Origin of the sequence: Micromonospora echinofusca (assembly GCF_900091445.1) — a bacterium.
GTDB lineage: Bacteria > Actinomycetota > Actinomycetes > Mycobacteriales > Micromonosporaceae > Micromonospora > Micromonospora echinofusca.
Map to the genome: position 1 here is coordinate 2,993,313 of NZ_LT607733.1, position 23,887 is coordinate 3,017,199.

General features: G+C 73.6%; 23 protein-coding genes and 1 riboswitch. Of the genes, 18 read left to right on the forward strand and 5 right to left on the reverse strand.

Annotated elements, in window-relative coordinates:
• Positions 1-170: 170 nt before the first annotated feature.
• The 14 genes from GA0070610_RS13115 (at position 171) to GA0070610_RS13180 (ending at position 11,682) form a co-directional block, all read left to right on the forward strand.
• Positions 171-1,352, forward strand: a complete 1,182-nt coding sequence (locus GA0070610_RS13115) for a PP2C family protein-serine/threonine phosphatase (RefSeq protein WP_089003469.1) — start codon at positions 171-173, stop codon at positions 1,350-1,352.
• Positions 1,353-1,405: 53 nt separating this feature from the next.
• Positions 1,406-1,876: a MarR family transcriptional regulator gene (locus GA0070610_RS13120; RefSeq protein WP_089000299.1), complete on the forward strand. Its 471-nt coding sequence runs from the start codon at positions 1,406-1,408 to the stop codon at positions 1,874-1,876.
• Positions 1,877-2,191: 315 nt separating this feature from the next.
• Positions 2,192-2,833, forward strand: coding sequence for a CDP-alcohol phosphatidyltransferase family protein (locus GA0070610_RS13125; RefSeq protein ID WP_089000300.1), 642 nt, complete (start codon positions 2,192-2,194; stop codon positions 2,831-2,833).
• The gene (locus tag GA0070610_RS13130) at positions 2,830-3,774 is read left to right on the forward strand and encodes a DUF881 domain-containing protein (RefSeq protein ID WP_089000301.1); all 945 of its coding nucleotides are present in this window, start codon (positions 2,830-2,832) and stop codon (positions 3,772-3,774) included. The genes GA0070610_RS13125 and GA0070610_RS13130 overlap by 4 nt, the downstream gene beginning before the upstream one ends.
• Positions 3,771-4,103, forward strand: a complete 333-nt coding sequence (locus GA0070610_RS13135) for a small basic family protein (RefSeq protein WP_089000302.1) — start codon at positions 3,771-3,773, stop codon at positions 4,101-4,103. The genes GA0070610_RS13130 and GA0070610_RS13135 overlap by 4 nt, the downstream gene beginning before the upstream one ends.
• A gap of 11 nt (positions 4,104-4,114) precedes the next feature.
• Complete coding sequence (locus GA0070610_RS13140) at positions 4,115-5,074, forward strand: DUF881 domain-containing protein (RefSeq protein WP_089000303.1); 960 nt, start codon at positions 4,115-4,117, stop codon at positions 5,072-5,074.
• 54 nt (positions 5,075-5,128) lie between these two features.
• Complete coding sequence (gene gcvH, locus GA0070610_RS13145) at positions 5,129-5,509, forward strand: glycine cleavage system protein GcvH (protein ID WP_089000304.1); 381 nt, start codon at positions 5,129-5,131, stop codon at positions 5,507-5,509.
• Between the two features lie 214 nt (positions 5,510-5,723).
• Positions 5,724-6,176: an oxoglutarate dehydrogenase inhibitor Odhl gene (odhI, locus tag GA0070610_RS13150; RefSeq protein ID WP_089000305.1), complete on the forward strand. Its 453-nt coding sequence runs from the start codon at positions 5,724-5,726 to the stop codon at positions 6,174-6,176.
• A 50-nt stretch (positions 6,177-6,226) separates the two neighbouring features.
• Positions 6,227-6,928, forward strand: coding sequence for a transcriptional regulator FtsR (gene ftsR, locus GA0070610_RS13155; RefSeq protein WP_172896671.1), 702 nt, complete (start codon positions 6,227-6,229; stop codon positions 6,926-6,928).
• Positions 6,929-7,103: 175 nt separating this feature from the next.
• On the forward strand, positions 7,104-7,568 hold the full coding sequence (locus GA0070610_RS13160; protein WP_089000307.1) for a bifunctional nuclease family protein: 465 nt from the start codon (positions 7,104-7,106) through the stop codon (positions 7,566-7,568).
• A gap of 219 nt (positions 7,569-7,787) precedes the next feature.
• A complete protein-coding gene (locus tag GA0070610_RS13165; RefSeq protein ID WP_392567301.1) occupies positions 7,788-8,372 on the forward strand; it encodes a MerR family transcriptional regulator in 585 nt (194 codons plus the stop codon).
• A 320-nt stretch (positions 8,373-8,692) separates the two neighbouring features.
• A complete protein-coding gene (locus GA0070610_RS13170; RefSeq protein WP_089003470.1) occupies positions 8,693-9,871 on the forward strand; it encodes a nitric oxide synthase oxygenase in 1,179 nt (392 codons plus the stop codon).
• Between the two features lie 3 nt (positions 9,872-9,874).
• A complete protein-coding gene (locus GA0070610_RS13175) occupies positions 9,875-11,092 on the forward strand; it encodes a globin domain-containing protein (RefSeq protein WP_089000309.1) in 1,218 nt (405 codons plus the stop codon).
• The gene (locus tag GA0070610_RS13180; RefSeq protein WP_089000310.1) at positions 11,089-11,682 is read left to right on the forward strand and encodes an SPFH domain-containing protein; all 594 of its coding nucleotides are present in this window, start codon (positions 11,089-11,091) and stop codon (positions 11,680-11,682) included. Before GA0070610_RS13175 ends, GA0070610_RS13180 begins: the two co-directional genes overlap by 4 nt.
• Before the next feature lie 85 nt (positions 11,683-11,767).
• Here the strand turns inward: GA0070610_RS13180 and GA0070610_RS13185 are convergent, their stop codons facing one another.
• Entirely contained in the window at positions 11,768-12,427 is a 660-nt protein-coding gene (locus tag GA0070610_RS13185) for an NAD(P)H-binding protein (RefSeq protein ID WP_089000311.1), read from the reverse strand.
• Between the two features lie 157 nt (positions 12,428-12,584).
• On the opposite strand from GA0070610_RS13185, the gene GA0070610_RS13190 reads away from it, so the two are divergent.
• Together GA0070610_RS13190 and gcvP are read left to right on the forward strand one after the other, a co-directional pair.
• A complete protein-coding gene (locus tag GA0070610_RS13190) occupies positions 12,585-13,427 on the forward strand; it encodes an NAD-dependent protein deacetylase (protein WP_089000312.1) in 843 nt (280 codons plus the stop codon).
• A 68-nt stretch (positions 13,428-13,495) separates the two neighbouring features.
• Positions 13,496-13,594: riboswitch (glycine riboswitch) on the forward strand.
• A gap of 72 nt (positions 13,595-13,666) precedes the next feature.
• Entirely contained in the window at positions 13,667-16,522 is a 2,856-nt protein-coding gene (gcvP, locus tag GA0070610_RS13195; protein ID WP_089000313.1) for an aminomethyl-transferring glycine dehydrogenase, read from the forward strand.
• A 127-nt stretch (positions 16,523-16,649) separates the two neighbouring features.
• Here the strand turns inward: gcvP and GA0070610_RS13200 are convergent, their stop codons facing one another.
• Positions 16,650-16,850, reverse strand: coding sequence for a DUF5999 family protein (locus GA0070610_RS13200; protein ID WP_089000314.1), 201 nt, complete (start codon positions 16,848-16,850; stop codon positions 16,650-16,652).
• Between the two features lie 123 nt (positions 16,851-16,973).
• Between GA0070610_RS13200 and GA0070610_RS13205 the strand changes: the two genes are divergently transcribed.
• Together GA0070610_RS13205 and GA0070610_RS13215 are read left to right on the forward strand one after the other, a co-directional pair.
• The gene (locus tag GA0070610_RS13205; RefSeq protein ID WP_392567322.1) at positions 16,974-18,191 is read left to right on the forward strand and encodes a chorismate-binding protein; all 1,218 of its coding nucleotides are present in this window, start codon (positions 16,974-16,976) and stop codon (positions 18,189-18,191) included.
• Positions 18,192-18,641: 450 nt separating this feature from the next.
• Positions 18,642-19,295: a dihydrofolate reductase family protein gene (locus GA0070610_RS13215; RefSeq protein WP_089000317.1), complete on the forward strand. Its 654-nt coding sequence runs from the start codon at positions 18,642-18,644 to the stop codon at positions 19,293-19,295.
• A gap of 11 nt (positions 19,296-19,306) precedes the next feature.
• Here the strand turns inward: GA0070610_RS13215 and pip are convergent, their stop codons facing one another.
• From pip to GA0070610_RS13230, 3 genes are read right to left on the reverse strand one after another with little or no spacing between them, the layout of a single operon-like run.
• On the reverse strand, positions 19,307-20,266 hold the full coding sequence (pip, locus tag GA0070610_RS13220; RefSeq protein ID WP_089000318.1) for a prolyl aminopeptidase: 960 nt from the start codon (positions 20,264-20,266) through the stop codon (positions 19,307-19,309).
• A 44-nt stretch (positions 20,267-20,310) separates the two neighbouring features.
• Positions 20,311-21,159, reverse strand: a complete 849-nt coding sequence (locus GA0070610_RS31115; RefSeq protein WP_089000319.1) for an SWIM zinc finger family protein — start codon at positions 21,157-21,159, stop codon at positions 20,311-20,313.
• Positions 21,156-23,885 (reverse strand): DEAD/DEAH box helicase, encoded by a 2,730-nt coding sequence (locus tag GA0070610_RS13230; protein ID WP_089000320.1) that lies wholly within the window; start codon positions 23,883-23,885, stop codon positions 21,156-21,158. The genes GA0070610_RS31115 and GA0070610_RS13230 overlap by 4 nt, the downstream gene beginning before the upstream one ends.
• Positions 23,886-23,887: the final 2 nt, after the last annotated feature.

Here is a 23,887-nt window from a genome sequence, read left to right on the forward strand (position 1 = left end):
AGGCGGTACCGGCCGCCCGCCGCAGCACGCACGCGCCGGCGCCGCCCCGGGTGGTGCCGGCGCCCCGTGTCGTGGCCGTCGACGCGCCCCGGCGGGCCCGCCCGCCGGGAGGCCGGGGCGCGGGCCTCCGTATGATGCTTGCCCTACGGCAAGCTTTTCGGAGGATGATCATGTTGGAGGCACCGGGCCAGGTCTCGCGTGCGCTTCGCGCGGCCCCGCCCGACCAGGTGGTGGAGGCGGCGGACCGGGCCATCCGGTCCGCTCTGGGCGCCACGCGAACGGACGTGTTCATCGCCGACTACCGGATCACCGGGCTCTGGCCGGTGCTGGACACGGACCTCGCCGACGGCGGGGAGTTCCTCGCCTGCCACACCATGGCACAGCGCTGCTTCAGCAGCCAGCAGCCGGTGACCGACGCCATGGACGAGGGCCGGTGGTGGCTCTACCTGCCGCTGTCGGTGTGGGGGGAGCGGCTCGGGGTGCTCCTGGTCGAGCTGCCCGACCCGCCTGGTCCGGACGTCGTCGAGCGGGCCGCGGACGTCGCCGGTGAGCTGGCCGTCGTGCTGCGCGCGGCGGACCGGGAGACCGACCGGTACCGCCGGGTCCGCCGGCGGGAGCGGCTCAGCATGGCGGCGGAGATGCAGTGGGAGCTGCTGCCGGGACGCGGCGTGAGCCACGCGGCGTTCGATCTCGCCGGCCAGCTGGAGCCGGCGTACACCGTCGGCGGGGACCACTTCGACTGGTCCGTGGACGACGACCGGCTCACGGTGACGGTGCTCAACGGCGCCGGCATCGGGCTGGCGGCGGCGCTGCTGACCGCCGTCACCGTGAACGCGCTGCGCAACGCGCGGCGTTCCGGGGGGAGCCTCGTCGAGCAGGCCGAGCTGGCCTCCGACACGGTCTTCTACCAGCACCGTGGTCGCCGCTACGTGGCCACGCTCCTGCTCGAACTGGACACCGTCACCGGTCGGGTGCGGGCGGTGGATGCCGGCTCCCCGCACCTGTTGCGGCTGCGCGGCGGGACCGTGACGCCCATCCACCTGGAGCAGCAGCTGCCGCTGGGCATGTTCGCCGAGGCCCGCTACGACGTCCAGGAGTTCGATCTGGAGCCGGGGGACCGGCTCTTCGTGGTCAGCGACGGCGTGTGGGCCGCCGACCCCGGTGACCGCGGGACGTACGGCGAGCGGGCGATGGCGCGGGCGATGCGGTCCACGCGGCTGCAACCGCCGGCGGAGGCGGTTGGTACGGTGATGCGCGAACTGCACGCCTGGCACGCGGATGTCGATTTGCGTGACGATGCTGTCGTCGTCTGCCTGGACTGGCGTGGCTCCGCCGGGCGGGGCGACGGGTGAGAGCCGTCGTCGCGACGGCAGCACACGAGCGGGACGATCGCAGGGGACACCTGGTGGAACGACCTCTGAATCTCGCCGCGGCGATCGACGCCGCCGCGGAGGCGCTCGTCGGTGTGCTCGACTCGGCGGTGTCCCGGCACCAGATGGCCGTCTCCCCGACGCAGTTGCGCGTGCTGTCGCTGATCACCGGCCGACCGGAGACCAACGTCAACGGCCTGGCCGAGCTGCTGGACGTCGTACCCTCCTCGGCGAGCCGGCTCTGCGACCGGCTGGAGGCGACGGGCCTGCTGCGCCGGGTCGCCGACCCCCGCGACCGGCGGGAGGTGCGGCTGGTCCCCACCGCCGACGCCGAGCAGCTGCTGCACGAGCTCCAGGAGCGCCGCCACCGTGCCGTGCAGGCCGTGCTGGACCGGATGCCGGGTCGGGCGCAGCACGAGCTGCTGCTGGCGCTGCTGGCCTTCGAGCGCGCGGCCACCGCCGTGCCGACCGAGGTGCCGGCCGACGCCTCCGCCCGCACCGCCTGACGCCCGGCCCGGGCGGTTCTCCGGCAGCCTGTACGTTCCATCGCTCCACTAGTGTCCTAGGATGCCTTACAGGTGGTGACCCACCGCACAAAGGCAACCGAACACCGGCGGACGAGCAGCCTGAGCCGGAGGGCGGCGGCGACGGCCCGATATAGTGGCAGCGCAATCAGCCGGCCCGTGATCATGACGATCGCGGGCCGAGTCAGGTGAAGGTCCCGTCGGGGGGCCACAGGGGACGCCGGCGTGAGCCGGCCCGACAGCGCCCACGTTCTCCGCGCTCGGCCGGGCGGCGGAGCGTGTCGCGGAGGAGGTCCGGTGTCGCGTCCGCCGGCTCGGGAAGATCACCCGGAGGCCACCGCCGCCACGAGCGGGGCGGCCATCGGCGACCGGGTCCTCACGCTGCCGAACGTCATCAGCTTCGTCCGCCTGCTCGGCGTGCCGCTCTTCCTCTACCTGCTGCTCGTGGCGCGTGCCGACGTGGCGGCGGTCGTGGTGCTGGCCATCGGCGGCACCACCGACTGGGTGGACGGCTGGGTCGCGCGCCGGATGCACCAGGTCAGTCGGTTGGGGGAGCTGCTCGACCCGCTGGCCGACCGGCTCTACATCCTCGCCACGCTGCTCGCGTTCACCGCCCGCGACGTGGTGCCCTGGCAGTTCACCGCGGCGTTGCTGGCCCGGGAACTGCTCCTGCTGGGTTCGCTGGCGGTGCTGCGCCGCCACGGCTACGGTCCGCCGCCGGTGCACTACGTGGGCAAGACCGCGACGTTCCTGTTGCTGGCCGCTTTCCCGGTCTTGCTGCTCGCCGCGGCGGTGCCGGGCGCGGCGAGCGCCGCGGGGGCGATCGGTTGGGGCCTGGCCTGGTGGGGCCTGGTGCTCTACTGGGTGGCGGGCGCGCTCTACGTGGTGCAGGCCGCCCGGCTGGTCCGGGCGGTTCGGGCCGGGGGAGTGACGGCATGACGGGTACGCCGGGCGACGGTCGGGGCCGTCCCGACCGGGTGTACGCACCCGACTTCCTGACGGAGTTGTTCCGCAACCCGTTGGATCCCGGGTACGCCGACGCGGCGGCCCGGCGCCGGGAGCGGCAGACGCCGCCGGCGCAGTGGCGGCGCTGGTCGGCGCGCTCCGTGACCCTGGTGGTGGCGCTGCTGCTGGGTTTCCTGTTCGCGGTGGCGTACCGGCAGACGCTGGAGGCCGAGCCGGGGCGCAGCCAGGCCCGGTCCGGCCTGGTCGAGCAGATCAAGCAGCGGGAGACCGAGACGGACCGGTTGTCGGTGCGGGCCGACGAGTTGCGGGCGGAGGTGGCGCGGCAGCGGGCGGCGGCGCTGGGTGGCTCGGAGGCGGCGCGGTTGCACAATCTGGAGGCGGGTACCGGCCTGGGGCGGGTGCGCGGTGACGGCGTGGTGGTGCGCCTGGCGGACGCCCCGCAGAACCAGGACGCGGTGACCGGCGCGGACGTGGGGCCGTCCCGGGTGATCTACAGCGATCTTCAGGGTGTGGCCAACGACCTGTGGGCGGCGGGGGCGGAGGCGATCGCGATCAACGGTCAGCGGTTGACGGCGATGTCGACGATCCGTTCGGCGGGGCAGGCGATCCTGGTGGACTTCCGGCCGGTGACGGGCCCGTACGAGGTGTCGGCGATCGGCCCGGGGTCGATGCGGGACCGCTACGAGGACAGCCGCAGCGCGTTGACGATGCGCAAGGTGGCTGAGGACACGGGGTTGTCGTTCGGTGTGCGGGAGGCCGAGGACCTCACCCTGCCGGCGGCTCCGGACCCGCGGCTACGCTACGCGCAGCCCTCGGTGAGTCCGACGCCGTCGCCGTCGGGGGTCGACGGTTCCGTCAGTCCTGGGCCGACCGGTTCGAGGACGTCTCCCAGCCCCTCCGGAGGTGGTCGATGATCGCGGTGCTGGCCCTGCTGGCCGGTGTGGTGCTGGGGGTGTGGCTCGACCCCACGGTTCCCACGGCGTTGCAGCCGTACCTGCCGATCGCGGTGGTGGCCGCGCTGGACGCGGTGTTCGGCGGGGTGCGGGCGAAGCTCGACCGGATCTTCGACGACAAGCAGTTCGTGGTGTCGTTCATCTCGAACGTGCTGGTGGCGGGTCTGATCGTGTACCTGGGTGACCAGTTGGGGGTGGGCGGTCAGCTCTCCACCGGTGTGGTGGTGGTGCTCGGGGTGCGGATCTTCGGGAACGTGGCGGCGATCCGTCGGCACCTGTTCCGGGCGTAGGTTTGGTGGCGATGAGCAGCGACGAGCACACGGAGACGGGCACGGGCTGGCCGCAGCCGGCGGGTCCGGGGCGGCCGGGGGGTCCGGCGGGGGAGCCCGATCCGCGGCCGGAGGCGCCGGATCCGGACGAGTTGAGCCCGTTGGTGCCGGAGCGGTCGGCGCCGTCGGTGGAGCCTTCCGTGCGGGAGCCTGAGGACGGGGCGACGGTGGATCTGAGCCGGGCGGCCGGTGCGGGTGAGGTCGAGCAGCCGGCGGCTGCCGGGCCGGCGCCGCGGCGGCGGATGAGTTCGGCCGGGGTGATGATCGCGGCGTTGTTGGCGTTGCTGGGGTTCACGTTGGTGGTGCAGTTCAAGACGACGTCGACGGATCCGACGGTGGCGGCGACGCGGCAGGAGGATCTGGTGCGGATCCTGTACGACCTGAATTCGCGGGAGGTTCGGCTGCGGCAGGACATCGCGACGTTGGAGGAGAGCCAGCGGCAGTTGCGGTCGGGTCAGCAGGGTCGGCAGGCGGCGTTGGAGGAGGCGACGCGGCGGGCCGACGAGTTGGGCATCCTGGCGGGGACGTTGCCGGCGACGGGGCCGGGGTTGTCGGTGCGGTTCGAGGCGGGTGAGAAGTCGATCTCGGCGTCGCGGGTGCTGGACGCGGTGCAGGAGTTGCGGGGCGCGGGCGCGGAGGCGATGCAGATCTCCGGTGGTGACCGGGCGACGGTGCGGATCATCGCCTCGACGTTCTTCCTGGACGGGGAGGGCGGGGCGTTGGTGGTGGACGGGCGTCGGTTGACGGGTCCGTTCACGATCACGGTGATCGGTGATCCGGCGACGATGCGTACGGCCTTGAACATTCCTGGCGGGGTGGTGGCGTCGGTGACGGGTGACGGCGGTAAGTTGATCGTTGAGGATCGTGAGGTTGCCGAGGTTTCGGCGCTGCACGCGCCGATCAAGCTGGAACACGCCCGTCCGGTCTCCTGACCGGCGCGGCTCGCACCGGGTTTCCGGTGCGCCGATGGATGAAGGACGCGTCTGGTGATTCCTGAGGATCTGCGGTATACCGCCGAGCACGAGTGGGTGGCGGGTGACGGCGGTGGCACTGTCCGGGTCGGCATCACGCACTTCGCGCAGGACGCCCTGGGTGACATCGTGTACGTCCAGCTGCCCGAGGCGGGCGCGGTGGTGGCGGCCGGTGAGTCGTTGGGTGAGATCGAGTCGACCAAGAGCGTGTCGGAGATCTACGCCCCGCTCAGCGGTACGGTGTCGGCGCGCAACGAGGCGCTCGGCGACACCCCTGAGGTGATCAACACGGATCCGTACGGTGCGGGTTGGTTGGTGGAGATCGCCTTGGACGATCCGGCGGCGGTCGACGGCCTGTTGTCCGCGGACGCGTATCGTGAGCTCACCGAGAGCTGAGCGCGTCCCTTCCGGGCGTGGTGGGTGTTCCGCGCGTCCGGTTGCCCTGCATTTCGGCGCTGGCTAGGCTCGCCCAGTCGACCGAGAATCCAATAGTTCAGCGTTGCGGAATTGCCTTTCCGGGCACGGGGAGCCAGCCGCCGGGTGTGGTAGTGCCCGGCGGCCAGACCCGCCATTACCCGACGCCGACCGAACAGATCCGTGAGGTGGTCCCATGACGCGCCCAGACGACGAGTTCCCCCCACTCGACGTCACTTCGACGCTCAATCTCGGTTCGCTCGACGAAGTGCTGGAGGGGCCGGACACCGATGTGGTGCCGAGCCGGATGTCCGGTTCGTTGCCGCCGGGTATGGCGCTGCTGGTGGTTCGCCGGGGTCCGAACGCGGGTGCCCGGTTCCTGTTGGATCACGATGTGACGACCAGCGGTCGTCACCCGGACAGTGACATCTTCTTGGACGACGTGACGGTGTCGCGGCGGCATGCGGAGTTCCACCGTGACGGTGGGACGTTCACGGTGCGGGACGTGGGAAGTCTGAACGGCACGTACGTGAACCGGGAGCGGGTCGAGGCGGCCACGTTGAGCAATGGTGACGAGGTGCAGATCGGCAAGTTCCGGGTGGTGTTCATCGCCGGTCCGCGTCCCGAGGAGGGGGCCGGCCGGGGGTGAACGAGCCTGCGGCCTCCACGCCGCCCGAGGCGGCCCGCGCCCGTCCGCTGATGAGCATCGGCGAGGTGCTGGGTCAGCTGCGGGTTGATTTCCCGGACGTGACCATTTCGAAGTTGCGGTTCCTCGAGGCCGAGGGTCTGGTGGAGCCGCAGCGGACGGCTGCGGGTTACCGGAAGTACAGCTGGGACGATGTGGCGCGGTTGCGGTTCGTGTTGACCGCGCAGCGGGACCAGTATCTGCCCTTGCGGGTGATCCGTGATCAGTTGGCGCAGTGGGACGCGTCCGGGGAGTCGCCGGGTCGGCAGCGGCCGACGTTGGTGGCGGTGGGTCCGGACGGTGAGGTTCCGGGGCGGGTGTCGGAGGAGCCGGCCGGGTCGTCGCAGGTGCGGCTCGGCCGGTTGGATCTGGTGGCGCGCAGTGGGATCGACGAGTCGACGCTGGGCGAGTTGGAGCGCCTTGGTGTGGTGGTGTCGGATCCGCCGGGTTGGTACGACGACGATGCGTTGATCATTGCGCGTGCGGTGGCGGGTCTGGCGGCGTACGGGTTGGAGCCGCGGCATCTGCGGGCGTTCCGGACGGCGGCGGATCGGGAGGTCGGTCTGTTCGCGCAGTTGGTGGCGCCGTTGGCGCGGCAGAGTGATCCGGCGGCGCGGGCGCGGGCTGCGGAGACGGCGCGGGAGTTGGTGGCGTTGTCGCAGCAGTTGCATGCGGCGTTGGTGCGGGTGGGGTTGCGCTCGACGTTGGGTCGGTGATCCGGTGGGGCGTGCGGAAAGATCTTCCCCGGGAAGCGTGTCGTAGGCTTGCCGGGGTAACCCCTTTCTGGCGCGGGCGTGGTGCGGGTAGCGCATGGGACGGCCGTGTCGCGGTCCGTGTACCGTGCAGGGAAGGGCGCGGTGCGGCGTAGGTGACAACGACACGGAGGCGGCGGTGCGCGAGCTGAGCGTGGTCGGAGTTCGGGTGGAGCTGCCCAACAACCAGCCGATCGTCCTGCTCAGGGAGGTCGAGGGGGACCGCTATCTGCCGATCTGGATCGGTGCGGTCGAGGCGACGGCGATCGCCTATGAGCAGCAGGGGGTCAAGCCGGCCCGGCCGCTGACCCATGATCTTCTGCGGGACGTGTTGGCGGCGTTGAAGGCGCCGTTGCAGGCGGTGGAGATCACGGAGCTGAAGGAGAACGTCTTCTACGCGGATCTGTTGCTCGGTGACGGGGTGCGGGTGTCGGCCCGGCCGAGTGATTCCATCGCGTTGGCGTTGCGGGTCGGTGCGCCGATTCGTTGTGCCGAGGAGGTCCTCAGCGAGGCGGGGATCGTGATCCCGGACGAGCAGGAGGACGAGGTGGAGAAGTTCCGCGAGTTCCTGGACCAGGTGCGTCCGGAGGATTTCGCCGGCTGATTCCGGTCTTTCGCGCGGGTGGACAAGCTTGTCGGGCGCGGCGTCGTCCGTCACGTTCAGTGACGGTACGGTGCTGTGGATGATCGTCGTTGTCGTGTGTCGCGGCGTGTCGCAACGGTTCCTGCGGGGCAATTTCTCAAGGCGGCTATAGGGTTGCCGTGTCGAGGGGTGCACGTCCCGGAAGCGACGTGTCACCGCACTGGCGGGGAGGTTGTCCGGATGCACGAGCCGCGAGATCCCGATCCGGGTATGGAGCTGGACGAGCCGGGTGTGGCGCCGCCGGGTTGGGCGACCGAGGGTGACGGTGCCGTGGGGTACCGGGGTGTGACGGCCTGCCATGCGGTGGGGATCAGCTACCGCCAGTTGGATTACTGGGCCCGCACGGGGTTGGTGGTGCCGAGTGTGCGCGACGCTTCGGGTTCGGGCACGCAGCGGTTGTATTCGTTCCGGGACCTGGTGGTCCTGAAGGTGGTGAAGCGGCTGCTGGACGCCGGGGTGTCGTTGCAGAACATCCGTAAGGCGATCGAGGCGCTGCGCTCCCGGGGGGTGGAGGATCTCGCGGGCATCACGTTGATCTCCGATGGCACGACCGTGTACGAGTGCCGGTCGCCGGAGGAGGTGGTCGATCTGTTGCAGGGTGGCCAGGGCGTGTTCGGCATCGCGATCGGTGGGGCGTTCAAGGAGATTCAGGGTTCCTTGTCGCACCTGCCGTCGGAGCCGGCGACGTCGGTGGAGGCGCCGGTGGCGGCTGATCCGGTGGGTGACGAGTTGGCGGCACGTCGGGCGCGTCGTCGGGCTGGTTGACGGGCCCGGGGCGGTCTTCTGTGGGCGGCTGCCGGGCCCGGGTGGGTGGCGCCTGACGGTCCGGTGTGTGGTGTACGCCACGTCGTGACCTGTCGCCTTGTTGACACTCTTGCCGATCATGGCAATCCTGTCTGCGTCGTTGCGCCTGTCACGCACGGATGTCGCCGCCCGTCGGGTGTGGGCGGTCGTGGGTCGGTGCACGGAACACGACGCAGGCAGCGGCGGTGACGCCTGCCCGACGATCGGATTGAACCGAAGTGCAGACCGACCTGGATGCCGTGGGCGGGGGTTGCCCCGTGTCGCACGCGTCCGCTTCGCCGATGGGGGCGCTGACGGCGGAGGCGGTGGGGGATCCGACGGCGGAGGCGGTGGAGTTCCTGCACCTGTACCACGAGGAGCGCCGGCTGCCGGGGGTGGCGGCGCGGGTGGCGGGGGTGCGGGAGGAAATCGCGGTGACCGGCACGTACCGGCACACCGGCGACGAGTTGACCTACGGGGCGAAGGTGGCGTGGCGGCAGTCGGCGCGCTGCGTGGGGCGGGCCCGGTGGGCGGGGTTGAAGGTCCGTGACCGGCGTGACGTGACGACCGTGGCGGGGATGGCGCGGGAGTTGGCGCAGCATCTGGCGGTGGCGGACAACGGTGGGCGGATCCGGTCGGTGATGACGGTGTTCGCGCCCGACCGGCCGGGGGTGGGTCCGCGGGCGCGGATCTGGAACGACCAGTTGATCCGCTACTGCGGGCACCGGTTGGACGACGGGTCGGTGCTGGGCGATGCGGCGCAGGTGGCGATGACGGACGCGGTGCGGCGCCTGGGGTGGCGGCCGCCGGCGGTGCCGGGGCGCTTCGATCTGCTGCCGTGGGTGCTCGAGACGGCGTACGAGGATCCGACGTTGGTGCCGGCGCCCCGGGAGTTGGTGCGGGAGGTGGCGCTGGCGCATCCGGCGTACCCGTGGTTCGCGCGGTTGCGGTTGCGGTGGCACGCGCTGCCGGTGATCAGCACGATGCGGCTGCGGGTGGGTGGGGTCGACTACAGCTGCGCCCCGTTCAACGGGCACTACCTGGGCGACGAGATCGGCACCCGGAACATGGGCGACGGGGACCGCTACGACCAGTTGCTGCCGGTGGCGCGCGGGTTGGGGTTGGACACGTCGCGTGAGGACACGCTGTGGCGTGAGCACGCGGCCCTGGTCATCAATCAGGCGGTGTTGCACTCGTTCCGCTCGGCGGGGGTACGGGTGTCGGATCCGCACACGGAGTCGGAGCTGTTCATGCGGTTCTGCGCGCAGGAGGAGCGGGCGGGTCGGCCGGTGCACGGCGACTGGTCGTGGCTCAACGGCAGTGTGGGGTGGGCGGCGTTGCACGCGGTGCATCACCGCTACTACGACCCGCGGGTGCCGAATCCGAACCTGTGGCAGACCGGTCGCGCGTATGGTGCCGCGGGTGTCGTGTCGGCGACGTTGCGGCAGCGGCACGACGTGGCAGGCCGAGGGGAGGGCTGAGGCATGGACGTGGTGGCGTTGCGCCAGAGTTGGGCTCAGCTGTGTGTGGCGGGGGCGGAGGCGGCGAGGTACTTCTACGCGACGTTGTTCCTGATCGCGCCCGAGACGCGGGCGATGTTCCCGACGAACATGGAGTACCAGCAGGACAAGTTGCTGGCGGCGTTGGGGCACATCGTCACGCACGTCGACGACGAGCGGGAGGTGACGGCGTTCGCGCGGCGGCTGGGTGCCGATCACCGGCGGTTCGAGGGCGAGGACCGGCAGGGCCGGATGGTGCCGTTGGGGGAGGGGCACTACATCCGGGTGGGGCAGGCGTTGCTGGCCACGTTGGAGCGGTTCCTCGGTCCTCGGTGGACGCCGCAGCTGCGGGCGGAGTGGGCGGCGGCGTACGAGTTGGTGGCGCGGTTGATGCTCGCCGGTGCGGCGGAGGCGGAGCGGACGTCGCCGCCGTACTGGGAGGCGGAGGTGCTGGCGGCGCAGCGGCGGCGCGCCGACGTGTGTGTGTTCACGGTCCGCCCGAACTATCTGTGCGAGTACCTGCCGGGGCAGTCGTTGCCGGTGCAGGTGCCGCAGCTGCGGGCGTGGCGGTATCTGTCGCCGGCGAATGCGCCGCGCGCGGACGGGACGATCGAGTTCCATGTGCGGGCGACGGGTCGCTTCTCCACGCATCTGGTGCGCAGGCTGCGTGAGGGTGACCGGGTGTTGCTGGGCTCGCCCGTGGGGACGGCGTTGTCGTCGTACGACCGGTCTCCGGGGTTGGCGTTGCTGTTGGTGGCGGGGGGTACGGGGTTGGCGCCGCTGCGGGCGGTGGTGGAGGCGTTGCGGCAGGGCTCGGATCGGACGACGACGCTGGTGGTGGGTGCGCGGACCCCGGACGACCTGTACGACGACGCGGCGCTGCGGGAGTTGGCGTCGGCGTCGGCGCAGCCGTGGCGTTCGGCGTGGCTGCGGTACGTGCCGACGGTGGAGTCGGGTTGGCAGTGGCAGGGGGCGGTGGGCACGGCCGCCGAGACGGCGGTGCGGTTGGGTCCGTGGCCGGACACCGAGGTGTTGGTGTGTGGCAGCCCGGAGATGACCAGGGCGACGGTGGCCGCTCTGACGGCGTCGGGGGTGCCGGCGCAGCGGATCCTGGTGGAGGGGTACGACCATTCGCTCTATCCGCCACTGGCGGGCGCGGCTGCCGCCGTGCGGGACGACTTCGGTGGGACGGGGGTGCGATGAGCGTCGAGCATGGCGACCTCGCCGATGCGCGTGGTGAGCTGGCCCGGGCGGTGGGTGCGTTGGAGGTGCGTCGGTTCCGGGGCAGCCGGTGGTTGTCCGCCGACGAGGTGGTCGACCTGACGCGTTCGGCCGACGAGCGGGTGGCGTTGCTGGGTGGTGAGGTGGACCGGCTGCGGCGGGAGAACGAGGGCCTGGTGCAGCAGGTGGAGATGCTGCGGCACGGCGCGTTGCCCAGCACCGCCGCGCGGGGCCCGGATCCGATGGTGATCGAGTTGGCGATGCGGGCGCAGGACGAGGCGAACCGGACGATCGGTGAGGCCAGCGCGGAGGGCGCGGAGATCATCGCTGACGCGCGGCGGCAGGCCGACGAGATCATCGCGCAGGCGCAGGGCGTTGTCGGTTCGTCGCGGGGTGAGCAGGTGCGGCAGTTGGAGGAGCGGCACGCTGCCCTGGTGGCGGCGGTGGCGTCGGCGCAGCAGCATCTGAGCCGGTGGCAGGCGTACCTGTCGGAGCAGTCGGAGCAGTTGCGCGCCGACGCGGCGGCTGCCGGTGCGGTGAACGCGCACCTGCGGGCCGTGCTCGGCGAGTAGCCGCGCCGGTCCCGTCCGGCGGGTCAGCGTCGGTCGGTGGGGGCACCGCGTCGCCGTCCCCGCCGTGCCGTTGCCACAACTGCCGTCAGCGTCGGTCGACGGCGGCGACGGCGTCGGCGATGGGGGTGTCGCCGCCGACGACCTCCAGGATCGTGCCGGCGCTGTGCGGGTGGTAGAGCAGGGCGACGAGGACCCGGGCGACGTCGGTGCGGGTGACGGCGCCCGCCGGTGCCTGCCGGGCGAGGGTGATGCGCCCGGTGGGCGGGTCGTCGGTGAGGCGGCCGGGGCGCAGGATCGTCCAGTCCAGGTCGCGGCCGGTCAGGTCGTCCTCGGCGGCCTTCTTCGCCCGCAGGTACGTGGCGAACACCTCGTCGGTGCCGGCGGGCGCTTCGCTCTCCACGCCCATGGACGACACCAGCAGGTAGCGGCGGACGTCGGCGCGTTGCGTGGCGTCGGCGAGCAGGACGGCGCCGGCCCGGTCGACGGTGTCCTTGCGGCCGGCGCCGCTGCCGGGGCCGGCGCCGGCGGCGAAGACGACGGCGTCGGCGCCGTGCAGGTGCTCGGCGAGTTCGTCGACGCCGACGTGTTCGAGGTCGGCGACGACGGGGTGGGCGCCGGCGGCGCGCAGCGCGGCGGCGTGGTCGGGGTTGCGGATCAGGCCGACGGCGGTGTCGCCCCGACCGGCGAGTTCGCGGTGGGCGAGCTGGGCGATCTTGCCGTGGCCTCCGGCGATGACGACGCGCATACTGCCAACCTAGCCGCCGCTTCGGCCCGGCGCGGCCGGTCGGCCCGGGTGGCGGCGCGGGGCGTGGCCGGGCGGCGGGGTGGCGGCGCGGGGTGTGCACCGGCGGGACGGTGGCCGGCGTTCGCCGAGGGGCACCTGCCTGAGGCAGCATGGACGGGTGACGGAGACGGTCGACGCGCTGGCCGGGCTGGTGGCCGGCGGCGGTGTCGTGGTGTTGAGCGGGGCGGGGCTGTCCACCGAGTCGGGCATCCCCGACTACCGGGGGCCCAGTGGCGCGGCGCGGCGGCACACCCCGATGACGTACCAGGTGTTCACGCGTGACCCCCTGGCGCGGCGGCGCTACTGGGCGCGCAGCCACCTGGGGTGGCGGATGATCGCGCGGGCGACGCCGAACGAGGGGCACCGGGCGGTGGCGCGGCTGCAACGCGGCGGGCTGGTCGACGGGATCATCACCCAGAACGTGGACGGGTTGCACACCGCTGCGGGCAGCGCGCAGGTGGTGGAGCTGCACGGCCGCCTCGACGAGGTGGTGTGCCTGGACTGCGGCAACCAGACGTCGCGGGAGGAGCTGGACCGGCGGCTGCGGGAGGTGAACCCGGGCTTCGACGCGCGGGTGACGGCGGTCAACCCGGACGGTGACGTGGATCTCGCCGACGAGCAGGTGGCCGGGTTCCGTACGGTCGGCTGCACGTTCTGTCGGGGAGGCATGTTGAAGCCGGACGTGGTGTTCTTCGGTGAGACGGTGCCCGCGGCGCGGGTGGCCCGCTGTTTCGAGCTGGTGGCGCGGGCGCGGCTGCTGCTGGTGCTGGGGTCGTCGTTGACGGTGATGTCGGGTCGCCGGTTCGTGGTGGCGGCGGCGAAGTCGGGCATTCCGGTGGTGATCGTCAACCAGGGGCCGACCCGGGGTGACGGGTACGCGGCGTTGACGGTCGACGCGCCGTTGGGTCGGCTGCTGCCGGCGCTGGCCGACCGGGCGGTCGGCGGTGTGCCGGTGGGCTGACCGGCAGGGGCGGCAGCGGCCTGTCGGGGTGTGGAGCAGCGGGCGCTGGTAGCGTTGACCATGCCGGTAGCACCCACGTGGGAGAGACCGCCCAGCAGCATCTCAGGCGGCGCCGAAGGGGCAAATCCTCCCCGGAACCTCTCAGGCAAAAGGACCTCGTGGGCAGGCACTGTGGAGCGCCTCGTGGGCGCGACAGAGGGGGAGGCCGACCTGTCGACCTCGCCCCGGGAGTGCCGCCCATGACCGCAGAGCAGTTCGCCGCCCGCCACATCGGTCCCGATCCGCACGACGAGCGCCGGATGCTGGAGGCCGTCGGTTACGGCTCGGTCGAAGAGCTGATGGACGCGGCGATCCCCGAGGTGATCCGCTGGCACGGCACCCTGGACCTGCCGGAGCCGGCCAGCGAGCACGACGCCCTCGCCGAGTTGCGGGCGTTGGCGGCCCGCAACACCGTCGTGGTGTCGATGATCGGGCTGGGCTACCACGGCACGCACACCCCGGCGGTGATCCGCCGCAACGTGCTGGAGGATCCGGCCTGGTACACGGCGTACACGCCGTACCAGCCGGAGATCAGCCAGGGGCGGCTGGAGGCGTTGCTGAACTTCCAGACGATGGTCACCGACCTGACCGGGTTGGCCACCGCGAACGCGTCGATGCTCGACGAGGGCACCGCCGCGGCCGAGGCGATGACTCTCGCGCACCGGGCGTCGAAGAGCAAGAGCGCGGTGTACGTGGTCGACGCGGACACCCTGCCGCAGACCATCGCGGTGATCGCCAGCCGGGCCGAGCCGCTCGGTATCGACGTGCGGGTCGTCGACACCGGGCGTGACGAGTTGCCGGCGGAGTTCTTCGGCCTGCACCTTCAGTACCCGGGGGCGTCGGGGGCGGTACGCGATCAGGCGGGTCTGGTCGAGGCGGCGCACGCCGTGGGGGCGCTGGTGACCGTGGCGGCGGATCTGCTGGCGCTGACGCTGCTGCGCCCGCCGGGGGAGATCGGCGCCGACATCGCCGCCGGCACGACGCAGCGTTTCGGTGTGCCGATGGGCTTCGGTGGGCCGCACGCCGGCTACCTGGCGGTGCGGGCGGGGCTGGAGCGGATGCTGCCCGGCCGCCTGGTGGGGGTGTCGCGTGACGCGGACGGCAACCCGGCGTACCGGCTGGCGTTGCAGACCCGGGAGCAGCACATCCGCCGTGAGAAGGCGACCAGCAACATCTGCACGGCGCAGGTGCTGCTGGCGGTGATGGCCGGCATGTACGCCGTCTACCACGGTCCGGACGGGCTGCGGGAGGTCGCCCGCCGTACGCATGACAGGGCGGTGCGGTTGGCGGCGGCGCTGCGGGGCCTGGACGGCGTGGAGGTGGTGCACGAGGCGTTCTTCGACACGGTCCTGGCGCGGGTGCCGGGCCAGGCGGGGGCGGTCGTGGCCGACGCCGCCGCGCGGGGCGTGAACCTGCGCCTGGTCGACGCCGACCACGTGGGGGTGTCGTGCGACGAGACGACCACGCCAGCGCACCTGCGGACGGTGTGCGACGCGTTCGCGGCCGTCCTCGGCGGGCGGGCCGGGGGCGTGGCGGCGGTGTGGGACGCGCCGGTCGGGGGCGTGTTGCCGGCGGCGCTGACCCGTACGTCGGACTTCCTCACCCACCCGGTGTTCCGCAGCCACCACTCGGAGACGGCGATGCTGCGTTACCTGCGGCGGCTGTCGGACTTCGACTACGCCCTGGACCGGGGGATGATCCCGCTCGGGTCGTGCACGATGAAGCTCAACGCCACCACCGAGATGGAGCCGGTGAGCTGGCCGGAGTTCGCCCACATCCACCCGTTCGCGCCGGACGCGCAGACCTCCGGATACCGGGAGATGATCTCCCAGTTGGAGGGGTGGCTGGCGGAGGTGACCGGCTACGACGTGGTCAGTGTGCAGCCCAACGCCGGTTCGCAGGGCGAGCTGGCGGGCCTGTTGGCGATCCGGGCCTACCACCGCGACCGGGGTGAGGGGCACCGCGACGTGTGCCTGATCCCGTCGTCGGCGCACGGCACCAACGCGGCCAGCGCGGTGATGGCCGGCATGCGGGTCGTCGTGGTGGGCTGCGACGACGGGGGCAACATCGACCTGGTGGACCTCGACGCGAAGATCGACAAGCATCGGGACGCCCTCGCGGCGATCATGGTGACGTATCCGTCGACGCACGGGGTGTACGAGACGGGCATCGCGTCGCTGTGCGCGAAGGTCCACGACGCCGGCGGGCAGGTGTACGTCGACGGGGCGAACCTCAACGCGCTGGTCGGTTTCGCCAAGCCGGGCAAGTTCGGGGCGGACGTGTCGCACCTGAACCTGCACAAGACGTTCTGCATCCCGCACGGTGGCGGGGGCCCGGGGGTGGGTCCGGTGGCGGTGCGGGCGCACCTGGCGCCGTTCCTGCCGGGCGACCCGTTGGGCGCGCACGTCGACGGCCGGCCGGCGATCTCGGCGGCCCGCCACGGGTCGGCGGGGATCCTGCCGATCCCGTGGGCGTACCTGCGGATGATGGGCGCGGCGGGGCTGGTGCGGGCCACGGGTGTGGCGGTGCTGGCGGCGAACTACGTGGCGGCGCGGCTGCGCGGGCACTTCCCGGTGCTGTACGTGGGCAACAAGGGCCTGGTGGCGCACGAGTGCATCCTGGACCTGCGGCCGTTGACGAAGGCGACGGGGGTGAGCGTGGACGACGTGGCGAAGCGGCTGATCGACTACGGCTTCCACGCGCCGACGATGTCGTTCCCGGTGGCGGGGACGCTGATGGTGGAGCCGACCGAGAGTGAGGACCTGGCCGAGCTGGACCGGTTCTGCGATGCGATGATCGCCATCCGGGAGGAGATCGACAAGGTGGGGTCGGGGCAGTGGCCGGCGGGCGACAATCCCCTCGCCAACGCCCCGCACACGGCGGCGATGGTGTCCGCGGACGAGTGGCCGCACGCGTATGCGCGGTCGGTGGGCGCGTATCCGGGCGGGGTGGAGCGCGCCGGGAAGTACTGGCCGCCGGTGCGGCGCATCGACGGCGCGTACGGCGACCGGAACCTGGTGTGTTCGTGCCCGGCGCCGGAGGCGTTCGAGAGCTGACGTCGCGTGACGCCGGGGCGGTCGTGGTTGCCGCCCCGGCGGGTGCGCCGACCTGGGCCGGGGGGTGTCCCGACCGGGGGACCAGCCTGGATCGACGCGTTGATATTGCGTTACGCAGCGTGACAGGTCAGGCGACGAGGGCGTGTCGGGCGGGGCCGCGGTGGGGTGCGATGCTGCTGCCGTCGGGGAGGAGCTCGCCGGTGTCCTCGAACACGATGACACCGTTGCAGAGCAGGCTCCAGCCCTGCTCAGGGAAGCAGGCGAGGACCCGGGCGGCTTCCCGGTCGGTCGCTTCGGCGGAGGGGCAGGTGGGTTGGTGCTGGCACATCGGGATCTCCGGACTGTGGGGGCACTGTGTCATGGTTCACATGACCAGTGACGCACAGTACCAAGCAAAAGCGGTCAGCATCGAGCAGGTGTACGCGTGGATTCGCTGAAATCCACTGAACGGATGAGGGTGGATGGGCCGGACGGCGTGGAAACGCTCCCAGGGTTAGGGGTCGACGTGCCCGGGGCGCCGGCCGACTGCCGCCGTACGCTCGTCGAGCGGGCCCGCTGGCAGTGGTGGCCCGCCGACGGCGGGGACCCGGCGGCGCGGGTCGAGGAGTTCCTCGCCTCGTCCGGCCTGCCGCTGCACGAGCTGGCCCGCCCCGCGCCCCGCCACGACCCGGCCGGGGTGTGCGGCGCCGCCCTCTACGTCTCCGCCGCCGCCGGCGCGGCCCTGATCGGCGCGCCCCCGGGCGCCACCAACCCCGCCCCGACGCTGCCGGAGGTCGCCGTGGTCGTCTACGGCCACGACCCGGCCGCGGTGGCGTCGAGCCGCCCGGTCGCGGCGGGCGCCACGGCACCCGACGCGCACTGGTGGCGCGGCGAGTGGGCGCAGAGCTGGACGCCGCGCCAGCACGCCGACGCCGTCACGGCGGTGCGCGCCGCGATCGGTCGCGGCGACGTCTACCAGGTCAACCTCGTCGGCCACGCCGCTGCCCGCTACCGCGGCGACCCGCTGCCGGCCCTGCGTCGGTTGGCCGCGCTGCCCGGCGCCCGCTACGGCGGCACCCTCACCGGTGCGGGCTGGGCGATCGGCTGCGCCAGCCCGGAGACCCTGGTGGAGCTGGCCGACGGTCGGCTGATCACCCGGCCGATCAAGGGCACCCGGCCGGCCACGGCCGCCGGCCGCGCGGCGCTGCTCGCCTCGGCGAAGGAACGCGCCGAGCACGTGATGATCGTCGACCTGGAGCGCAACGACCTGGCCCGCGTCGCCCGCACCGGCAGCGTGCGCGTTGACGAGCTGTTCGCCGTACGCCGTTGGTGCGACCTGTGGCAGGCCGAGTCGACGGTGTCCGCGGCGGTCGCCGACGGGCTCGGTCTGGCGGACCTGCTGCGCGCGCTGTGTCCCGGCGGCTCGGTCACCGGCGCCCCGAAGCTCGCCGCCCTGGAGCACGTCGCCGCGCTGGAGCCTGTGGGTCGGGGCGCCAGCATGGGCGCGCTCGGCTGGGTCGCCCCGGGCCGCATCGACCTGGGGTTGACGATCCGCACCGCCGCCGTCGACGGCGAGCGGGTGCACGTCTGGGCGGGCGGGGGCATCACGTGGGGCAGCGAGCCCGACGCCGAGGTCGCCGAGGCCGCCGCGAAGGCCGCCCCGGTGCGCGCCGCCCTCGGCGAGCGCTGAGCGCGGCGCGCACCGGGGCAGCGTGACCCTGAGCGTGCACCGCCGTGTGGTGCTGCACCGTCGGTGCGGGGCACGTTGCAAGAACGGTGCCGGCGGCGTTCGGCCCGCTCGGCCTGCCGATCACCACGCTGGCCGACGTGACGGAATTGTGGCGGTCTTCGCCGTCTCCCAGGTGCCGGCGCCCAAGCGGCTGCTCGACGCCGGCACGCTGGCGTTCTCCTGGCCGGGGCTGTACGTCGTCACGGCCGTCCGCGACCCGTCACCGGTGACGACGCCTGGATGGTGCCGTAGCGCGGTTTCAGCACGGAGAGCGGCCCATCCCCTACCGACAATTTATTTTGTCTTGACAGGAGTTGCTGTCGGTAGGAGGCTTTCGGGGCGCGGCGCCCGCCCGGGCCCACCACCGCGCCCGCGCCCCGCCGCGTCGCGGGCCCTTCAGGGAGGACAGTCATGCTGATCAGCGTCCACGCCTTCGTCAGCCTCGACGGCGTCATGCAGGGGCCGGGCGGGGCCGAGGAGGACACCAGCAACGGCTTCACGCGCGGGGGCTGGCTCGTGCCGCACAGCGGCGACGGTCAGCTCGACGCCGTCGACGGGTGGTTCCGGCAGGCCGACGCCTTCCTGCTGGGACGCCGCACCTTCGAGATGATGCGCGGCTACTGGCCGCAGGTCACCGACCCCGACAACCTCGTCGCCACCGCGCTGAACACCTGGCCGAAGTACGTCGCCAGCAACACCCTCGCCGACGCCGACGCGGCCTGGGGCGACACCACCGTCCTGCGCGGCGACGTCGTCGCGCAGGTGCGGCGCCTCAGCCAGCAGCCGGGCGGCGAACTTCAGGTGCACGGCAGCTGGCAGCTCGCGCGCACCCTGCACGACGCGGGGCTCGTCGACACGTACCGGCTGCTGCAGTTCCCCGTCGTCGTCGGCGCCGGCAAGCGCCTGTTCGCCGACGGCGCGGCCCCGGCCTCGTACCGGATCACCGACTCGTCGGTGGTCGACGGGGGCGCGGGGGCCGTCGGGCTGACCCTGCGCCGCACCGGGTTCGGTGCCACCGACGTCGGCGAGTTCGTCGTGCGCGACGGCCGGGAGGCCGTGGCGTAGCGCCGCCGGCGTCAGCGGCGCTCGGCGAAGTCGTCCAGCGCCGCCACGACCCGCTCCGCCATGCCGTTGCCCGCCCCGTGCCCGGCGGCGTCCAGCAACTCCAGGCGGGCGTCGGGCCACGCCTGCGCCAGCTGCCACGCCACGTCCGGCGGGCTGCTGATGTCGAGTTTGCCGTGCAGCAGCACCCCGGGGATGCCGGCCAGCCGGCCCGCCTCGCGCAGCAGTTGCCCCTCGGGCAGGAAACACCCGTGCCGCCAGTAGTGGGTGACCAGCCGGGCGGAGACCATCCGGAACACCGGGTCGTCGTAGCGGGGGTCGGGCCGGTGCCCCGGCACGGTGGCGACGTGGGTGTCCTCCCACGCGCACCACTGCCGCGCCGCCCGCTCGCGCACCGCCGGGTCCGGGTCGGCCAACAGTCGGGCGTACGCGTCGGCCAGGTCGCCGTCGCGCTCGGCCGGCGGCACCCCGTCGCGGAAACGCGCCCACTCGGCCGGGAACACCCGCCCCATGTCCCGGGTGATCCACCCGATCTCCCGTCGGGTGCCGGCGGTCACGCTGAACAGCACCAGCTCGCTGACGCGCTGCGGGTGCCGCTGCGCGTACGCCAGGGCCAGGGCGGCGCCCCAGGACGCGCCGAGCACCAGCCAGCGCTGCACGCCGAGGTGCGCGCGCAGGCGTTCGATGTCGGCGATCAGGTGCTCGGTGGTGTTGGTGGACAGGTCCACGCCGTGATCGGCGGCGTGCGGGGTGCTGCGCTCGCAGCCGCGCTGGTCGAACAGCGTCACCCGGTAGCGGGCCGGGTCGAACAGGTCCCGCCAGCCGGGCTCGCAGCCGGAACCGGGCCCGCCGTGCAGCACCACGGCGGGCTTGCCGTCGGGGTTGCCGCAGGTCTCCCAGTAGACGAGCTGCCCGTCGCCGACGTCGAGCATCCCGTGCGCGTACGGCTCGATCCGTGGGTAGCGCCCGCTCATCGCCCGCCTCTTTCGTCACCGACCAATCTGACAGCGCTGTCACATTAGCCGGGATCGCGGCCTGTCGGCACGGGGGTGGCGTCCGCGCCTCGGTGCGTGTGCAGCAGGGCCGCCGCCCGGCCGGCCGCCACCGCCACGGCCGAGCGCAGCGCGTCGACGTCGACGTCCGGGCCGGGCGGCAGCAGCGGCAGCGTGGGACCGCCGGCCACCGGCCCCGGCCCCGGCGGCAGCGGCGGGAGCGCCCCGGCGTACGCCTCGGCGGCGGCCGTGCCCGCCTCGGTGCTCCGCTTCGACGACGCCGGCCCGTCCCCGGTCGCCGCGACCGTCGGAGCCGACGCGTCGGCTCCGGGTGCGGCGGCGCCGGCGGGCACCAGCGTGCGCGCCTCGCGGCCGCGGATCAGCAGCAGCAGGGTCGGGTCGGTGTCCAGCAGCCAGGACACCTGGTGGCACAGGGCGGCGGCGTGCCGGCACGGGTGGTCCCACTCGGGGCAGTCGCACTCCGGGGTGAGCTCGCCCAACCCGGGCAGCAGCGGCACCCCGCTCGCCTCGGCCAGGTCCCGGGGCAGCTGCCCGGCCAGCAGCGCCGCCTGGTGTCCGGCGCGGGCGGCCACCTCGCCGGCCAGCCGTGCCCAGTCGTCGTCCCCGAGCGCCGCGACGCGGATGCGGGTGTCGTACGCCTGCTCGGCGTCGCCGTCGTGCACGGCCGCGGCGAGCCGGCCGGGGCTGACGGTGATCGGCCCGACGTGCCCGGCGGTGGCCAGCCGGCGCCCGGCGCGCAGCGGCCCGGCGTCCAGGGCGTCGGCCTCCCACGCCCGGTTCCACGCCGTCGCCCACCAGGTACGGGGCCGGCGGCCCCGCCCGGGCGCGAAGGCGGGAAAGCCGCGCGCGGTCACCGGTCACCGCCGAGGGTCACCAGGTCGGCCAGTTCGGTGTCGCTGAGCGCGGCCAGCGCCGCCGGCCCGGCGTCGAGGACCGCCTCGGCGAGTTCCCGCTTGCCGGCGAGCAGAGCGGCGACGCGGTCCTCGACGGTGCCCTCGGCGATCAGCCGGTGCACCTGCACCGGCCGGGTCTGTCCGATCCGGTACGCCCGGTCGGTGGCCTGGTCCTCCACGGCCGGGTTCCACCACCGGTCGTAGTGCACGACGTGGTCGGCGCGGGTGAGGTTCAGGCCGGTGCCGGCGGCGCGCAGCGACAGCAGGAACACCGGGGCCTCCCCGGCGTCGAAGCGACGGACCAGCTCGTCGCGGGCGGCGACGGGCAGCCCACCGTGCAGCAGCAGCGCCCCGACGCCCCGGTCGCTCAGGTGCCGGTGCAGCAGCCGGGCCATCGCCACGTACTGGGTGAAGACCAGCACCGCGCCACCGGCGGGCAGGATCGCCTCGAGCAGCTCGTCGAGCAGGTCCAGCTTGCCGGAGCGCCCCGCCAGCCTCGGCGCGCTCTCGCGCAGGTACTGCGCGGGGTGGTTGCAGATCTGCTTGAGCGCGGTGAGCAGCTTGACCACCAGCGCGTGCCGGGCGATGCCGTCGGCGTCGGCGATCGCGTCGAGCAGTTCGGCGACGCAGGCCTGGTAGAGGGCGGCCTGCTCGGCGGTGAGGGCGACCGGCTGGTCGGTCTCGGTCTTGGCGGGCAGTTCGGGGGCGATACCGGGGTCGCTCTTGCGGCGGCGCAGCAGGAACGGCCCGAGAAGTCGGGCCAGTTCCCGGCCCGCCTCGGGGTCCCGGTCGACCTGCACCGGCCCGATCCAGCGGGCGCGGAACTCGCTGAGGGTGCCGAGCAGCCCGGGCGTGGTCCAGTCCAGGATCGCCCACAGGTCCGTGAGGTCGTTCTCCACGGGGGTGCCGGTCAACGCGACCCGGGCGGCGGCGGGGATCGCGCGCAGCGCCCTCGCGGTCTCCGCGTACGGGTTCTTGACGTGTTGGGCCTCGTCGGCGACGAGCAGCGGCCACCGTCGGGCGGCGAGCCGGTCGGCGTCGCGGCGCAGCGTCGCCCAGGTGGTGAGCACGAACCCGCCGTCGAGGCCGTCGAGGCTGCGGTGGGGCCCGTGGAAGCGGCGTACGGCGGTGCCGGGGGCGAAGCGGCGGATCTCGCGTTCCCAGTTGCCCAGCAGCGACGCCGGGCACAGCACGAGCGTCGGGCCGGCGGTGGCCGGGTCGCCCTGGCGGTGCAGGTGCAGGGCGATCAGCGTGACGGTCTTGCCCAGCCCCATGTCGTCGGCGAGGCAGCCGCCGAGACCGAGGGAGGTCAGTCCGGCCAGCCAACGCAGCCCGTGGCGCTGGTAGTCGCGCAGCGTCGCGGCCAACCCGGCCGGTACGGCCACCGGGGGCGCGGCGTCGCCGTCGGTGAGCCGCCGGGCGGCCTCGGCCAGCCAGCCCTCGGTGTGCACGTCGACGCGTTCGCCGTCGACGTGCGTGGCGCCGGTCAGCGCGGCGCGCAGGGCGGGCATCGCCGTCAGCGACCCGGCGTGCGGCTGCCGGGCGCGGCGGGCCAGCTCGGGAGGCACCAGCACCCACCGCTCGCGCAGCCGCACGACGGGCCGGTGCGCCTCGGCGAGCCGGGCCAGTTCGGCACCGGTGAGCACGCTGCCGTCAAGGTGCAGCCGCCAGTGCAGCGCCACGTCGCCGGGTGCGGCGAGCAGGCCGGGGCCGCGGCTCGGGGCGCGCAGCACCGCCGAGGCGGTGAGGCCACGGTCGAGTCCGGCCGGCCAGTGCACGTCGACGCCGTCGGCGGCGAGCCGGGCCGCCGCGCCGGTGGCCAGGTCGACGACCTGCGCGTCGCTGGGCGTGAGCGCGTCGGGCACGGCGGTGTCCAGCAGTTGCGCCAGGGGTGGCCACACCCGCGCGGCGTGGCGCAGGGCCAGCAGGGTGGCGTCGCGGCAGGCGGGCGGGAAGCCGGGTACGCCGGCGCGCCACAGCGCGGCGGCGTCGGTGAGCAGTCCCGGCGCGGTGCGGCGGTGCACCTGCGCCACCAGCCGCCACGGCGCGTCGGGGCTGTCGCGGTGCTCGAGGCGCAGCGACAGCCGTACCGCCGCGTCGGTGTCGGCGGCGACGCGGGCGGCCCAGTCGCGCAGCCGCCCGACGGGGGTGGGGGCGGGCGCCGACCACGCCCCGGTGGCCGCGTCGTCGCGGGGCAGGGTGTCGGCGACGGCGTCGAGGAAGTCGCGCAGCAGCCGCGCCGGATCGGGCAGCCACGTCGGGTCGCGCCCGGGCACGGGGGTGGCGCGGGCCGTGGCGGGCATCGCGGCGGCGAGGCGTGCCTGCCGGGCCTCGTCGTCGGCGGTGAGCGGCCCGACCCGCCAGGTGTCGTGCCCGGCGGCGGTGACGGCGGGCAGCAGCAGGCCGCGGGCGGCCAGGTGCAGGGCCTCGCGGGCCGCTGCGGCCCAGAACGCCGCCGCCGGGTCGGTGGCCGCCGCGGCCAGCAGCAGCGGTACGCCGGCGGCCACGCCCAGCCGTCGCGCGGGCACGGTCCCCGGGTGCCCGTGCGGTGGCGTCGCCAGGGTCGCCGTCACCGCCTCGCCGGGCCCGTCGGGCGGGGCGTCGGCGTCCGGTGACCAGACGAGCAGCGTCCCGGCGCGGGGCGGATCGGCGGGGCTGAACGTGACGGCGTGGCAGCCGATCGGCACGG

Excerpts from the sequence above, each read along its gene's own strand:
- GA0070610_RS13185 (WP_089000311.1), bottom strand. The coding sequence starts at position 12,427 with ATGCGCGTCGTCATCGCCGGAGGCCACGGCAAGATCGCCCAGCTCGCC.
- GA0070610_RS13215 (WP_089000317.1), top strand. The coding sequence starts at position 18,642 with ATGCTGATCAGCGTCCACGCCTTCGTCAGCCTCGACGGCGTCATGCAG.
- GA0070610_RS13135 (WP_089000302.1), top strand. The coding sequence starts at position 3,771 with ATGATCGCGGTGCTGGCCCTGCTGGCCGGTGTGGTGCTGGGGGTGTGG.
- GA0070610_RS13130 (WP_089000301.1), top strand. The coding sequence starts at position 2,830 with ATGACGGGTACGCCGGGCGACGGTCGGGGCCGTCCCGACCGGGTGTAC.
- GA0070610_RS13140 (WP_089000303.1), top strand. The coding sequence starts at position 4,115 with ATGAGCAGCGACGAGCACACGGAGACGGGCACGGGCTGGCCGCAGCCG.
- GA0070610_RS13200 (WP_089000314.1), bottom strand. The coding sequence starts at position 16,850 with ATGTGCCAGCACCAACCCACCTGCCCCTCCGCCGAAGCGACCGACCGG.
- pip (WP_089000318.1), bottom strand. The coding sequence starts at position 20,266 with ATGAGCGGGCGCTACCCACGGATCGAGCCGTACGCGCACGGGATGCTC.
- GA0070610_RS13115 (WP_089003469.1), top strand. The coding sequence starts at position 171 with ATGTTGGAGGCACCGGGCCAGGTCTCGCGTGCGCTTCGCGCGGCCCCG.
- gcvP (WP_089000313.1), top strand. The coding sequence starts at position 13,667 with ATGACCGCAGAGCAGTTCGCCGCCCGCCACATCGGTCCCGATCCGCAC.
- ftsR (WP_172896671.1), top strand. The coding sequence starts at position 6,227 with ATGAGCATCGGCGAGGTGCTGGGTCAGCTGCGGGTTGATTTCCCGGAC.
- GA0070610_RS13170 (WP_089003470.1), top strand. The coding sequence starts at position 8,693 with ATGGGGGCGCTGACGGCGGAGGCGGTGGGGGATCCGACGGCGGAGGCG.
- GA0070610_RS13175 (WP_089000309.1), top strand. The coding sequence starts at position 9,875 with ATGGACGTGGTGGCGTTGCGCCAGAGTTGGGCTCAGCTGTGTGTGGCG.
- GA0070610_RS13165 (WP_392567301.1), top strand. The coding sequence starts at position 7,788 with ATGCACGAGCCGCGAGATCCCGATCCGGGTATGGAGCTGGACGAGCCG.
- GA0070610_RS13180 (WP_089000310.1), top strand. The coding sequence starts at position 11,089 with ATGAGCGTCGAGCATGGCGACCTCGCCGATGCGCGTGGTGAGCTGGCC.
- GA0070610_RS13205 (WP_392567322.1), top strand. The coding sequence starts at position 16,974 with ATGAGGGTGGATGGGCCGGACGGCGTGGAAACGCTCCCAGGGTTAGGG.
- odhI (WP_089000305.1), top strand. The coding sequence starts at position 5,724 with ATGACGCGCCCAGACGACGAGTTCCCCCCACTCGACGTCACTTCGACG.